The sequence below is a fragment of the Novosphingobium sp. FG137 genome (genome assembly GCF_057809735.1).
Map to the genome: position 1 here is coordinate 218,617 of NZ_JBMDKN010000004.1, position 12,893 is coordinate 231,509.

At 67.7% G+C, this 12,893-nt stretch carries 13 protein-coding genes; 3 read left to right on the top strand and 10 right to left on the bottom strand.

The window, feature by feature from the left end; translation table 11 throughout:
* Window positions 1-72: 72 nt before the first annotated feature.
* The 5 genes from ACODS2_RS12950 to ACODS2_RS12970 all read right to left on the bottom strand — a co-directional run bounded on the left by ACODS2_RS12950 (window position 73) and on the right by ACODS2_RS12970 (window position 3,355).
* A complete protein-coding gene (locus ACODS2_RS12950) occupies window positions 73-765 on the bottom strand; it encodes an anti-sigma factor (protein WP_488999193.1) in 693 nt (230 codons plus the stop codon).
* Window positions 762-1,322 (bottom strand): sigma-70 family RNA polymerase sigma factor, encoded by a 561-nt coding sequence (locus ACODS2_RS12955; protein WP_298166437.1) that lies wholly within the window; start codon window positions 1,320-1,322, stop codon window positions 762-764. Before ACODS2_RS12955 ends, ACODS2_RS12950 begins: the two co-directional genes overlap by 4 nt.
* Before the next feature lie 96 nt (window positions 1,323-1,418).
* Window positions 1,419-1,802: a c-type cytochrome gene (locus ACODS2_RS12960; protein WP_488999194.1), complete on the bottom strand. Its 384-nt coding sequence runs from the start codon at window positions 1,800-1,802 to the stop codon at window positions 1,419-1,421.
* Window positions 1,799-2,311 (bottom strand): group I truncated hemoglobin, encoded by a 513-nt coding sequence (locus ACODS2_RS12965; protein ID WP_488999195.1) that lies wholly within the window; start codon window positions 2,309-2,311, stop codon window positions 1,799-1,801. The genes ACODS2_RS12960 and ACODS2_RS12965 overlap by 4 nt, the downstream gene beginning before the upstream one ends.
* A gap of 24 nt (window positions 2,312-2,335) precedes the next feature.
* A complete protein-coding gene (locus ACODS2_RS12970; protein ID WP_488999196.1) occupies window positions 2,336-3,355 on the bottom strand; it encodes a DUF3034 family protein in 1,020 nt (339 codons plus the stop codon).
* A gap of 319 nt (window positions 3,356-3,674) precedes the next feature.
* Here ACODS2_RS12970 and ACODS2_RS12975 point away from each other — a divergent pair, with 319 nt between their 5' ends.
* Entirely contained in the window at window positions 3,675-4,034 is a 360-nt protein-coding gene (locus tag ACODS2_RS12975; protein WP_488999197.1) for a YciI family protein, read from the top strand.
* 5 nt (window positions 4,035-4,039) lie between these two features.
* Window positions 4,040-5,299, top strand: a complete 1,260-nt coding sequence (locus tag ACODS2_RS12980) for an RNA polymerase sigma factor (protein WP_488999198.1) — start codon at window positions 4,040-4,042, stop codon at window positions 5,297-5,299.
* 9 nt (window positions 5,300-5,308) lie between these two features.
* Here ACODS2_RS12980 and ACODS2_RS12985 read toward each other — a convergent pair whose 3' ends face one another.
* The 4 genes from ACODS2_RS12985 to ACODS2_RS13000 all read right to left on the bottom strand — a co-directional run bounded on the left by ACODS2_RS12985 (window position 5,309) and on the right by ACODS2_RS13000 (window position 11,060).
* Complete coding sequence (locus ACODS2_RS12985; RefSeq protein ID WP_488999199.1) at window positions 5,309-6,865, bottom strand: hypothetical protein; 1,557 nt, start codon at window positions 6,863-6,865, stop codon at window positions 5,309-5,311.
* Window positions 6,866-6,905: 40 nt separating this feature from the next.
* A complete protein-coding gene (locus ACODS2_RS12990) occupies window positions 6,906-7,460 on the bottom strand; it encodes an acyltransferase (protein ID WP_488999200.1) in 555 nt (184 codons plus the stop codon).
* The gene (locus tag ACODS2_RS12995; protein WP_488999503.1) at window positions 7,457-8,494 is read right to left on the bottom strand and encodes a glycosyltransferase; all 1,038 of its coding nucleotides are present in this window, start codon (window positions 8,492-8,494) and stop codon (window positions 7,457-7,459) included. The genes ACODS2_RS12990 and ACODS2_RS12995 overlap by 4 nt, the downstream gene beginning before the upstream one ends.
* Window positions 8,495-8,891: 397 nt before the next feature.
* On the bottom strand, window positions 8,892-11,060 hold the full coding sequence (locus ACODS2_RS13000) for a GumC family protein (RefSeq protein ID WP_488999201.1): 2,169 nt from the start codon (window positions 11,058-11,060) through the stop codon (window positions 8,892-8,894).
* Window positions 11,061-11,564: 504 nt separating this feature from the next.
* Between ACODS2_RS13000 and ACODS2_RS13005 the strand changes: the two genes are divergently transcribed.
* Window positions 11,565-12,179, top strand: coding sequence for a polysaccharide biosynthesis/export family protein (locus tag ACODS2_RS13005; RefSeq protein WP_488999202.1), 615 nt, complete (start codon window positions 11,565-11,567; stop codon window positions 12,177-12,179).
* Here ACODS2_RS13005 and ACODS2_RS13010 read toward each other — a convergent pair.
* The gene (locus tag ACODS2_RS13010) at window positions 12,176-12,652 is read right to left on the bottom strand and encodes an HPP family protein (protein WP_488999203.1); all 477 of its coding nucleotides are present in this window, start codon (window positions 12,650-12,652) and stop codon (window positions 12,176-12,178) included. The two genes, ACODS2_RS13005 and ACODS2_RS13010, sit on opposite strands and share 4 nt — an antisense overlap.
* Window positions 12,653-12,893: the final 241 nt, after the last annotated feature.

Genomic DNA, 12,893 nt, shown 5'->3' on the forward strand with positions numbered 1-12,893 from the left:
GACCCCGCTAAGGCAGCGAGGAACGGCTCAGAAGCATCACAAAGCAGGGCGAAAAGTGGATGCGTAGCAGCCTCAGCTCCCGCTGATTTTTCCTGTGCCGAGGATGGGCCCTGTGGGTAGGCCGGTCGGCGAGCCGCCGCGAGGCTCAAGCGAGATCGCGAATGTTGCTCCCCGCGCGATCAGACGGCGGACCTCGGTGCGTGCCGGGCGGGTGGCTGCGCGTGCCGGATCGATCGTGCCGAGCGAGCGCGGCCTGCCATCTGCCGGAATGATCCACAGTTCGGCGTCGCGCTGACCGGCATCGAGCTTGCCAGGGGCAATCGTGAGATCGCCGGCCGTCTGGTTGTAGGCGATTGTCGCAACAATACCGCCGCTTCCTGCAATGCTTGCGAGCAGGACCGGTGCCGGGGCCGGAGCAGCCGCAGGCGGAGCTGCTTGCGGTACAGGCGCGGGGCGCAGCACAAGGGTCACACCAAGCAGCCCAGCGACGACCGTGGCCGCCAGCGCCGCCGCCCGCCAGCGCCGCGCTTCGATGACTGCGGCATTGTCGTTGCCCGGCAGCATGGCCTCGATGCGCTGCCACAGGTCTTCGCTCGGCTCCACACTGTCGTCCGCCGAAAGCGGCTCGAAGCGTTCGCGCCACCAGTCGACCTGCTCGGCCAGTGCAGCGTCGCTGCCCAGGCGGCGAACCGCAGCCTCGCGTTCCGGTCCGTCAAGAAGACCCAGCGCAATCTCGCCGGCCAGCAGATCGTCTTCATCGCTCATGACAGGCACGCCTTCAACTTGATCAGCGCGCGTCTGATCCGGCTCTTGACCGTGCCGAGCGGCATATCGGAGCGCGTCGCAAGTTCGGCATAGGTGGCCTGCTGGAAGAATGCTGTGCGCACCAGCACGGCATCGGCTTTTGCCAGCTCTTCGATGCACACCGTAATGTCGTGCTCGCTTTCGGCTTCGAGCAATTGCTCAAGCGCGCCCGCGCTCTCGTCGGCGGGTTCGTCTATGCTTTCGATCGGAGTGGTGATCCGCCGTCCGTTCGCCCGCAGACGATCGATCGCGCGATTGCGCGCCAGCGCCGCAAGCCATGTGATCGGACTTGCGCGCGCAGGATCGAACATCGCTGCCTTCTGCCAGACGGTGACATAGACCTCCTGCAGAACGTCCTCCGCTTCCTGTCTATCCGCAGAGATGCGCATGCACACACCAAGGAGTCGCGCGCAGGTACGCCGATAGACCTCGCGAAACGCAAGCTTGTCGCCGCTGGCAACGCGCTGGAGCGCGGCGATCAGGAGAGACTGCTCGGAGTCTCCAGCTTTGGAAATCATTGACTTATGTCTAGCACCGCTTGGTCTTTGCAACAACGCGGGGCGGGCCGGCGGGTAACACTTCGAAGCTTACCACACCGGCCAGCGCCCGCTCGTTCATTTGCCCGATGTGGCCTTGAGATAGGCGATGATCGCCGCGCGATCGCTCGCGCCCGGCATGACGAAATACATCTTCGAGCCTTTGACCATCTTCTGCGGCCCCTGCAGCCACTGGTCCAGGCTGGCCGCATTCCAGACGATGCCGGACGCTTTGAGCATAGGCGAATAACTGTAGCCAGCTGCCGAGCCGGCCGCGCGGCCAAACACTCCGCGATGCGCCGGGCCGATCCGATTTGCATCGAGGCTATGGCAGGTGCCGCACTTGGCCTGATAGAGCTTGGCTCCGGGCAGGGTGTCGGCAGACTGGGCCAACGCGGGATGCGTGGGCACCAGCCCGCCAAGACCTGCCAGTGCGAAAGTCAGGGCGCGCAGGGCGATCATTTGTCGATGATATCCCGGTGCATCGGCGCGAGCGCGGCGATCAGGCGGTTCTGCGCGCGGAAGGGAATGTGGCGCTTGTTCATGGCCACCTGCAGTTCCTCGACAAGGCCGTAGAAGTTGCCTTCCTTCACGTTCATGCCGCGGTGTGCCTCGGCCATCGTGCGCCCGGAATAGGTGCAGGGGCCGTGCATGATCACGCAGAACTGCTCGACCAGCAGCGCCTTGATCCTGGCCTGATCGGCATTCTCGAAAAAGGGCCGTGTCTTCGGGTTCTGCAGCCAGCGCGCCATGGCATCGTCCATCAGCGCGGTAAGGCCCTCGCGCCCGCCGAAGGTCTCATACAGGTGTTCGTCATCGGTGATGACAGGGGTGGTCGGCGCCGTGGGCTTTATCGACGGATCGCTCACTGCCGGCTCCTGCACGTCGTACTTGGGAGCAAGGTTTTCCTGTGCGAACGCGGCCGTGGAAGCGCCGATCAGCAGCGCTAGCGAAAGGGTGGTCTTGAACATGATCGTGTCCTTGATGAAGCTGGATCAGAAGCCGAGCTGGAGCGAGACGTAGGCACCGTTCTGGCGGGCCAGCGCGATCTGCCCGAGCCGCGCGTAGGCTGCGGTGATCGAGATGTTGCGCGTGGGCGCGTAAGCCACGAAGACGTCGTAGGCGTTCTCCTCGCGGAACGAGGTGCCGCCCAGCGCACCTTCAAGACGGTTCGACTTGGTGCGGTATTCCCCGCCAACCGCCAGCTTGCGCGTAAGCAGAACGGCGGCTGAGCCTTCGAACTGCGCCTTGTAGGCCTGGTCCTTGCCGCCAAGCCCGCCGAAGCCGAGAATGCCGAACTGGTTGGCCTTGGTGAGGCGCACCGTGCCGCTCAACAGGAGGCTTTGCGACAGGATGATCTTGGTTGCGGAGGCATAGATGTCCACGCCCTTGCGCTTCAGCCCGAGCGCACCGCCGACGACGGTCTTGTCGTCATTGATCTTGTACTGCACGCCGACCGCGACCTGCGGCAGGATCGTGTCCTGATCGAGCACGGCATCGCCGAACAGGCGCAGCTTGGCACCTATGATCGTCTGGCTGATGGTGTAGCGATTGCCGAGGCCGATCGCGGCACCCACTTCGCGCAAGTTGAAGTTCTGCCGCGCCACCGAAAGTTCGAGCCGGTTGTAGAGGCTCACCGCGCCGCCATAGGAAGCCAGCGTGAAATCCTGGGTATCGACGCCTGTAACAAAGGCGCTTGCGCCGATCTGATTGCGGGTGGCGTAGCTGCCGATCAGCGCCCAGGGGACGAGGCCGCCACCACCTGCACCCTCGATCGTGGATACGCCGCCGGTCAGCAGCAGGCGTCCGCCTTGCGGCAGCAACGATCCGCGTGTTTCGGGCACGGCCAGTTCGGCCGCCGGACCATCGGCTACGGCGCCATCGGCGGCAGCCCCGGCCGAGGATACTGCCTCAACCGCAGATGGTTCTGCGGCATGTGCGGCGGAAAGCGGAATGGCGCAAAGCACGATCCCGGCGGAGATCGCGGCGGCGATCTTCGTCTGAACAAACAACATGGTGAGGTATGCTCCCTTGCCCTGCCGGGTCGATGTTTCCCGGCTTTCGCCAAGGCATACGAAGGAGGCCCTGCTGCGGATGCATGCGGGCGGAGATTTTTTCCTCGGGTAGATCTTTTGGGCCGCCTTGGCACAGGAGTAGCCGCGTCTCATTCTCGCTACGTGCCGCGCAGTGGGTGCGGATTGGGAATGGCGGAAACGTAGGTGCCGCACTAATTTCGCCTGCTTGTCGAAATCGCGGTGCCTTGCCGCACAGTGTTGCAGGCAGCCCCTGCTGCTTGCCGGGCAACCCGGCCCAGACCGAAAAAGGAACCGATCGATGCAGTACGTCCTCCTCTTTCAGGAAAACGCCGAAGAGCGCGGCAAGCGCACTGATCCCGTCGCCGCCGGGCCCTATTGGGGCAGCTGGTCGGCCTATATGGGCGCAATCGCGCAGGCCGGTGTGATGGTGGGCGGCAATGGCCTGCAGCCGCCCGAAACCGGCACCACCCTGCGGATCGAGAACGGCACGCGCCACGTTGCCGATGGCCCCTTCGCCGATACCAAGGAAGCGCTCGGCGGCTATGTCGTGATCGAGGTCGCCGATCTCGATGCCGCGCTCGCTTGGGCAGCGCGGGCACCCTGTGTTGTGGCCGGGTCGGTCGAGATCCGCCCGGTGATGGCGCCGCCGGCAGGCTGACCACGATGGACGCCGCGCGCCGCCGTTCCTCCGCCGCTGCAGAGCAAGCGGCGCGCGCGTCCTATGGCCGTCTCCTCGCGCTCGTTGCGGCGCGCACCCGCGATATTGCTGCCGCCGAGGATGCGTTGGCCGAAGCTTTCGCCGCCGCGCTCGCCCAGTGGGGAGAGCAGGGCGTGCCGGCCAATCCCGAAGCCTGGCTGCTCACCGTTGCCCGCCGCGCGGCCGGCCACCAGCAGGCGCGCGCGGCCACGGCTTCCCGCGCCGAGGATGTCCTCGCGCTTCTGGCCGAAGAGCGGGAGAATACCGCCGCCAGCCCCTTCAGCGATCAGCGGCTGGCGCTCCTGTTCGTCTGTGCGCACCCGGCGATCGATCCCGATGCGCAGGCCCCGCTCATGCTGCAGACCGTGCTCGGCCTTGATGCCTCCCGCATTGCCGCCGCGTTCCTCGTCAGCAGCGGTGCGATGGGCCAGCGCCTTGTGCGGGCCAAGCGCAAGATCCGCGATGCGGGCATCGCCTTTGCCGTGCCCGATCCTGCCGATGCGCCCCAGCGGCTGGGCGGGGTGCTTTCGGCGATCTACGCGGCGTATGGCACCGCGTGGGACGATACGCTCGGCGCGGATTCGCGGCTCGCCGGTCTGCGCGGCGAAGCACTGTTCCTTGCTCGCCTCATCGCCGAACTGATGCCGGATCAGCCCGAGGCGCTTGGGCTTCTCGCGCTGATCCTCCACTGCGAGGCACGCCAGCCTGCCCGCCGCGCGCCGGACGGCACCTTTGTGCCTCTGCATGCGCAGGATCCGCTGCTGTGGTCGCACGAAATGGTGGTCGAAGCCGAAGCGGCGCTGCGCCGCGCCGCAACGTTCGGCGCGCCCGGCCGCTTCCAGACCGAGGCGGCGATCCAGTCGCTCCACGCGCACCAGCGCATGACCGGGGAACGGTTCACCGGCCCGCTCGCACGGCTCTACGATGTGTTGGCCGGCATCGCGCCGACTACCGGCGTGATGGTCGCCCGCGCCGTCGCCCATGCCGAAAACGGCGCGAGCAGCGCCGCGCTCGAACAGTTAAGGGCGATGGCCGGCACGCAAACCTACCAGCCATGGTGGGCCGCGCTCGCCCGCGTCACATGGCTCGCGGGGGATGCGCAGGGCGCCGCCGCTGCCGCCGCAACGGCCGCCGGCCTCAGCGCAGACCCCGCGATCCGCGCCTTCCTGCTCGGCGGGGGCTACCGCTTTGCCGCCGGCGGTGCGAATGCCGGGAAACGCGGCTGACCCTGCCAGTCACGCAATCTCCAGCGCGCTGTCGAGCACTAACGGCTCCGCCATCGTGAACCCGCGCGGCGTTGCGGCTTCGCTCAGCAGGAACGGCGAGTCAGGCATTGCCGGGATGGTGATCGCCGGTGTTGGCGCTGTCAGCGGGCTTTCCGCCGCCGCCCTTGGCGCCGCCACCGACCGCCGCCGCAGCGAGAGCGCCGCGCCGCTCAGCATCGCGATGTCGGTGCCCGGATCGCAGGTGGGGGATGAGATCGAGGCCATCATCAGGCCCATCATCATCGCCCAGCCACACGCCGCTGCGGTCGACAGCGTCTTGTCCGCCACCGGCGTCCACGTCGATTGCCGCAGCGGGCTGAACGCGGTGAGAAAATGGAGCGTCAGTGTCACCGCCCCGATGATCCCGGTGCAGCCCAGCACGGCCGTCGCCAGGCTGGATGAGCGGAAGCTGCCCGGCCCGATCCCGATGCCGCCGCTCTCGATAAAGGCGTTGATCCCCTGCCACGCCCAGAACCGGCGCTGCAGCGCGGAGAGCGTTTCGCTCTTCTCCACGGTCATGTGGCGGATCATGTCGGCAAAGCCATCGGCGAAGCGGGGCTGCCAGATCATCACCGCGCAGCCGGCGGCCGTAAGCGCCAGCAGCGCGGCACCGACCCACAAGGCGCGGTCGACCGGCAGCGCGCCGGGGAAGAGGACCGCACGCGCACCGACGAGTACGGCATAGGTCGGCAGGCCGGCATAGGCCGTGCTCGATGTGCTGAGCGCCAGCGCGGCCGCCAGCAGGGCTGCTGCGGGCCCCGTCCAGCGCGGATCGATCCGGCGCAGCCAGCACTCGAACGAGAAAACGAACAGCAGCAGGCCATAATTGGCAAAGGTCGATGCTTCGGGAAACAACCCGGTCATCCGCACGAAGCCGAGGTAGGACTGGTCGAGCTGCGCATAAGCCGCGTTGCGGAACACCGAGAGCACCACTTCCGCCGGCGTGCCCCGGACTACCACCGACATGAAGCCAGTCAGCGCGTGCGCCATCCCCAAAGCCGCCAGCGTGCGCACCAGAACCGCGCGCCCGCTCTCCCGCTGGCAGGCGACATAGCTAGCAATGCCCGCCAGCAGCGTGCCGATCAGATAGACGGCGGTCGTCAGGTTCTGCGGAGTGAAGACCAGCGGCCGCACCGCATAGACATAGGCCAGCGTCGAGACATAGCGGGCCTCCACGCGGCCACGCAGCGGGGTCACCTCGATCTGCCCTGCGAACAGGCGCGGCGCGATGAAGGCAAGGGCCGCGCCGTAGATCACAAAGCATACCAGCCAGCCGTTGGCGCGCAGCGCGCGGCCCACCGCCGCCATCTGCCCGGCGCCCGGCACCAGCAGGCGCATGGCGACGAACAGCAGGGCGAACTGCACCGGCGGGATCGACGAGTTGCCGAGCACCGGCAGCAGGATCGCCGCCGATCCGCCGAACAGCGCCGAAACCAGCGCGAATGCGAACATCGCCTCGACCGATCCGGCCACGAACAGCGCGAGGCCGACAAGCACTTGCACCGCGCCGATGAAGGTCAATTCCATGGCCGCGCCCTTCCTGCCACTTGTGGGTCGCACAGCGCGCTCATGGCCGCACGTACCCGTCCCCGGCACGCACCGGCTTCACGAATGCGGCGGGATTGCCCCGCCACACCTCACGTGGCGGCACATCGGTGAACACCACCGAGCCAGCCGCGATCACCGCGTGATCACCGATCGTCACGCCGGGCAGCACCGTCACCCCGCGCCCCAGCCAGACGTTGCGGCCCAACTGCACCGGCGCCACCCGCACGCCCTGGCCTTCATGCACCGGATGGTGGTTGGTATCAGCCAGCACGCAGCGCGGGCCAATGCGGCAATTCTCGCCAATCCGCACCCACTGATGGCAGACGATCTCGACCCCGGCGTTGAGGAAGGCGCGCGCCCCGATCTCGAGCAGCGCACCGGACCCGACTTCAACCGCTACCGGCGCGCCGTGGCAGCTCCAGTTCACCCTCTCGCCGATTGCCAGCCGCCCGCGCCCTTCTATGCGCGGCAGCCCGCTGTGAACGAAGAAGCGCTTGCCCGGCCGTTCGCCGCGCAGCCGAAGGCGCAGCACGGTCAGCAGGGTACGCATACGGTTGAGCGGCTGCAGCTTCATGCCAGCGCCTCCAGCACGCCCGCATCGAACCGCTCCGGCGCGAAATCACATGCGCGCGCTGTCGCTTCGGCGGGATCGAAGTGCGGTAACCACTGCTCCAGACCCTGCACCGCCGCGATCAGCGCTTCCGTCGTCTGCTCGGCAAAGAACAGCCCGGTGCGCCCCTCGACCACGCTGTCGAGCGCGCCGCCCCGGCCATAAGCGACCACCGGCCGGCCCGAGGCCATGACCTCGACTGGTACGATGCCGAAATCCTCCTCGGCCGTGAACACCAGCGCGCGGCACCGGGCATAGGCGCGGCGCAACTCGCCAAAATCGAGCCGCGGGATCATCCGGATCGTCGGCCCGGCGCGCTTCTTCAGCGTGGCCGCCTGCGGGCCATCGCCCACCACGGTCAGCGGCAGGCCCAGCGCGTTGAACGCGTCGATCGCAAGGTCCGCGCGCTTGTAGGGCACCAGCTGGCCGACCCAGAGATAACCCGGCTCCACCTCGTCCGAAGGCGAAAACAGTGCGGGATCGACCGGCGGATGCACCACCTCGGCCTCGCGCCGCCAGGCCTTGGCCACGCGCTCGCGGATGAAGTTCGAATTGGCCAGCACCCGGTCGACCCGCGCCGCCGAACTCGTGTCCCACTGGCGCAGGCCGTGGCACAGCACCGGCATCACCGCGCGCCGCAGCCAGCCCGCTTCGTCGCGATAATCGTGGTAGTGATCCCACAAGTATCGCATCGGCGAGTGGACATAGCACATATGCAGCGCATCGGGCGCGGGGATCACCCCCTTGGCCGGCCCGCTCTCGCTCGAAATCACGAGGTCGTAGCCGCGCAGATCCAGCTGCTCGAGCGCCATCGGCATCAGCGGCAGATAGGCCTGGTAGTGCTTGCGCGCCCCCGGCAGCTTCTGGATGAAGCTGGTGCGCACCGTGCGCGCCCGGATGGTGGCGGACATTGCCGCCGGATCATAGACGTGCGTGAAGATATCGGCTTCGGGAAACAGTTGCAGCAGCCGCTCAAGCACGCGCTCGCCGCCGCGCATCGTGACCAGCCAGTAATGGATGATCGCCACCCGGCGGAAGCGCCTGCGCGGATCGGCTGGCACGACGGCGCCGGGGCGGACGACAGCCGGGCGGTGCGGTCCTTCAAGGACCGGCGCCGGGCCCGCCAGCCCGAGGCTTGCCAGATCGAGCCCGGCAAGGTGTCCGGCGCGCGCTGCGGGAAGGGCGGTCCCCCGCGCCATCGCGGCCTGCGGTGCGACTTCGGCGCTCTCGCCCTGCGCCTCGGCGGCATCGCTCGCCGCATGCGCTTCGCCGCCATGGAACAGGAAAGGCAAAGCACTGCCCTGTTCGCTCCCCGCAGCGATCAAGGGTTGGCCGTTTCCGGGCGTGGGAGTTTGGGGCCGGGGAGAGCGGGGCCGGGGGGTGGGGGAGGCCGCCTCAGGCATAGTAGCGCTTGTACGAGTGGTAGAATGCATCGTCGCCATAACCGAAGCGCGCCTGCTTGCGCATGTCGACGCGGGTCAGCGCGACGCCGGCCAATTGCACCCGGTCATCAGGCAGCAGCCGCAGCGCAGACCGCAGCGCCGCCTCCGGCGTCTTGCGCCAGCGCACCACGAAGACGGAGGCATCGGCCTTGCGCAGCATCAGCCGCGCGTCCGCGATGGGCAGCACCGGCGCGGTATCGATGATGATCGCATCGAACATCTCGCGCGCGGCATCCAGCATGCGGTCCATCTCGTCCCCGGTCAGCAGTTCGGGCGCCTTGTCGCTCCCTTCGGCCAGCGGCAGGATGTTGAGCCCCGTCGCCGGGTCCACCACCAGCGCAGCTTCGAGCGATGCGCTGCCGCCCAGCACGTCCATCAGCCCTGGCCGCCCGGCATCGCCGCGCAGGAACCGGCTCACGCCCTGGCGGCGCAAGTCGCCGTCGATCAGCAGAACGCGGTCTCCCGAAAGCGCCATGGAGCGCGCCAGGCAGATCGAGGTCGTCGTCTTGCCTTCATCGGGCAGCGCCGATGTCAGCGCGATGATCCGCGCCTTCGTGGTGTTCATCGCGATCGATGCGCGCAGCGAGCGGAAGCTTTCGGCAAAGGCCGAACGCGGATCCTCCAGCAGCGCCGCCGTCGGCACTTTCTCCTCACCCCGCCAGACCGAGCCCAGCGTCGGGATCGAGCCGAGATAGCGCACGCCCAGCCGCTGCTCGATGTCGTCCCCGGTGGTGAGCCCGCTGAACGTCATTTCCGCCGCGAACGCCGCCGCCACGCCAAGCCCGAGCCCGAGCGCCACCGACAGCACGAGGTTCAGCGCCACGTTGGGGCTGGTCGGTTTGAACGGCACCGCAGCCGGGTGGAGCAGATCGGCATCCGCCTGTTCTGTCCCCTCACGCGCGGTCAGTTCCTTGAACCGGTTGAGATAGCTCTCGTAAAGCGCGTTCGAGGTTTCGGCCCGCTTTTCAAGGTCCTGCAGTCCGACCATCGCCGCATTGTTCTGCGCCAGCGTGCCGCGCGATTGCTGCAGCGATCCGGTGAGCGAGGCCAGCCGCTGCTGGGAAACCCGCGCCCGCGCCTCAAGGCTGGAGATCACCCGCTGCGTCTCGTCGACAATCCGCGCGTCGATCGCGCCCAGTGCTGCCTTTGCGCGCAGCACATCGGGATGGCGCGGGCCATAGCGTGCGGTGAGCGAGGCAAGTTCGGTCGCCGCACTGGCCTGCTGCGCGCGGAGCGAGCCGACTGCAGGCGAGGAGGCCACTTCGCCCACGCCGCCCGCACTGACGCCCAGCGCCAGTTGCCGCCGCGCCGCATCGAGCCGCGCGCCATCTTCGCTTGCCGACGCGCGCGAAGTGGTAACCGCCTGGTTGTAGCTGGAGATTTCTTGCTCGGTCAGTGAGCCCATCGTCGTCGAGAGGAGGTTGTTGGCGATGCGGTAGCGCTGCACCGCTGCGGTATCGCCAAGGGCCTGCTGGCGCAGCTGCTCGAGCCGCTCGGCGATGGCGGTCGTTGTTGCCCGCGCAGTCTTCCGCTTCGCTTCCAGCGCGCCAGCCGTGTATTGCTGCGCGAAACTGTTGGCCACGCGGGCGGCAAGTGCGGGATCGGTGTCCTCGAAGGTAATCGCGATGCCATAAGTCGTGCTGATGCGCGTGGCCACCACGCCCTTGCGCAACCAGGCCAGCGCCGCTGCCTGGGCCTCTGTCCCGCGCTTCGCAAAGCGGTCCTCCTTCGCAAGGCCGAGGCTTTCTGCCACCGCGCCGAGATTGGCTTCCGAGGTCACCACGGCGACTTGTGTATCGACGTAGCCTTCGCTCGGGATCGCGGCCTGCTGCGGCCCGTCGCTCGTGCTCGTCGGCGCGACTGCCTGCGGCCGGCTGTTGAGCGTGACTTCGGCGCGCGCCGTATACGTGCGCGGCTGCAGCGCTGTCAGCAGCAGGCCGGTGGCCAGCACCGCGAGCAGGACCGCAAGAAATACGCCGAGGCGGCGCCGGAACACCGCGAAGAGCAGCCTCAGGTCCACCCGGTCCGCCGCCGGGGGCGGCATTCTGGGTTCGAAGGCGAGGGTGGGCGCCATGCCTGGCACACCCCCGGCGTTGCGATAGAGGCCGACTGCCGTGTTCACCCCTGTTCTCCTCGGTCGAATGGTTCGCCGCCAGATGCCCGTGCAGCTGGCAAACCTATGTGGTAAATTTCGTCCGATCCGGGAGCGCGGCCCCCTTCTCGGCATGGCGCAAGACTAGGCAAGGGGCCGCGACGGGGAAGGCGAAGCGTATCCGCTGCGGAGGCAAACCGGAGGCAGGGAAGGCTCCGACCCGCATCACAGGATCGCTGCGCGCCTTCGCGGGCGCAGTCCGAAGCTTCGTGCTGCCCTGCATCCCGCATCGCCGGATCGGGGGCAAATCCGGGTGAATGCTTAAGGATTTATGCACCATATGCCGCGGCGCCGGTCTGCGCCGATAGTGGGCGGGGCAGGTGTACCGGCTGCGGTCCGGGGCCTTTGCGGGGTCGCACCGGAACACCTCCAAGTCGGAGGATTCGGCAAGGGGCGGGGTGATTGCGCTTTGCCGCCCGCCGCATAGACTTGTGGGCATCGAACAAAAGCACGCAGAAGCATTGGAGATTTCGCATGGATAGCAGGCACGATGGCGGTCGGCGCGCAGGGCACCGCCTGGCGCTAGTCATGGCTGGCATGATGGTCGTGGCCGGGGCGTTCGCGCTGGGTGGGTGCGCCAGCGCGGGCGCACCCCCGATCTCGACGGCGGATGTCGCCGCAGGCCTCGAAAGTTACCACCTCGGCGCGGGAGACCGCGTGCGCGTCACCGTTTTCAATGAGCCGACGCTTACCGGCGAATACAACATCACGCCCGGCGGAGCGCTGGCATTCCCACTGATCGGCGTGGTGGCGGCGGGCGGGCGCACGATCGATGCGGTGCAGCAGGAACTCACGGCCAAGCTCGCCGAGGGCTATGTCAACGACCCGCGCGTGAGCGTCGAGGTGCTCAATTACCGGCCGTTCTACATTTTGGGCGAAGTTAACCGACCTGGTGAGTATTCCTATGCCTCGGGGATGACGGTGGAGCAGGCCATCGCCCGCGCCGGCGGCTTTACCTACCGCGCGAACGAGAAGACCGTGTTCCTGCGACGGCAGACCGGCAAGGCCGAAAGCGCCGTCTCGCTGCGCAGTGCGCAAGTGGCGATTTTGCCGGGCGATACGATCCGTATTGGTGAGCGGTACTTCTAGGCGGCTGCCGCCCCGTCGGCCCGATCGAGCGCATGGGCGGCGAACAGCAGCAGCGCCGCCCCAAGCGCCACCGCCCCGGCATAGACGGGCATCGTCGCAGCTGTGAAAAGCGGGATCGCCGCATTCGCCGCGGCTGGCGGATGATAGCAGCGCATCGCCCACATCAGTGTCACGCCGACCGCGACCGCAGGTGCGGCGAGCCACAGCGCCCAGGGATGCGCAGCCGGACCGGCAAGATAAAACGCCGCCACACCTGTCGCCCCGCACACTACATGGCCGAGGCTTGCGGCGCGGGGCCTTGCTGCGGGCACATCGCGGCAGCCCACGATCAGCGCCGTGCTCGAAGCCCATGACGGCAGCATCAACGCAAGTCCCGCCGCCCATGAGGCGAGCACCAGCGCCTGCAGGATCAGCAAGGTCATCGCACAGATCCCCGCCGCCCGGCTCCACCCGCTGCCGATTTCCTTGCGCATACCTGGTCTCCCCGCATATCGAGCCCGCCTACCGAGCTTGCCGCGCTCTGCCCAGCCCCCCTTGTGCCAAGTGTTGTGGCCCGTGAGGATACCCGGCCCCGTTCGCGCCCTCGGAATGACGACCCCGCATCACCCATTGGTCTCCTTTTTCCGAGAACCGCCAGAACGTCGTTCCCATGGGCCACGGTCCTTTCATGCCGCTGCGCTGATCCGCCGCCGGTTGTGCATCGCCGCTCGCTCA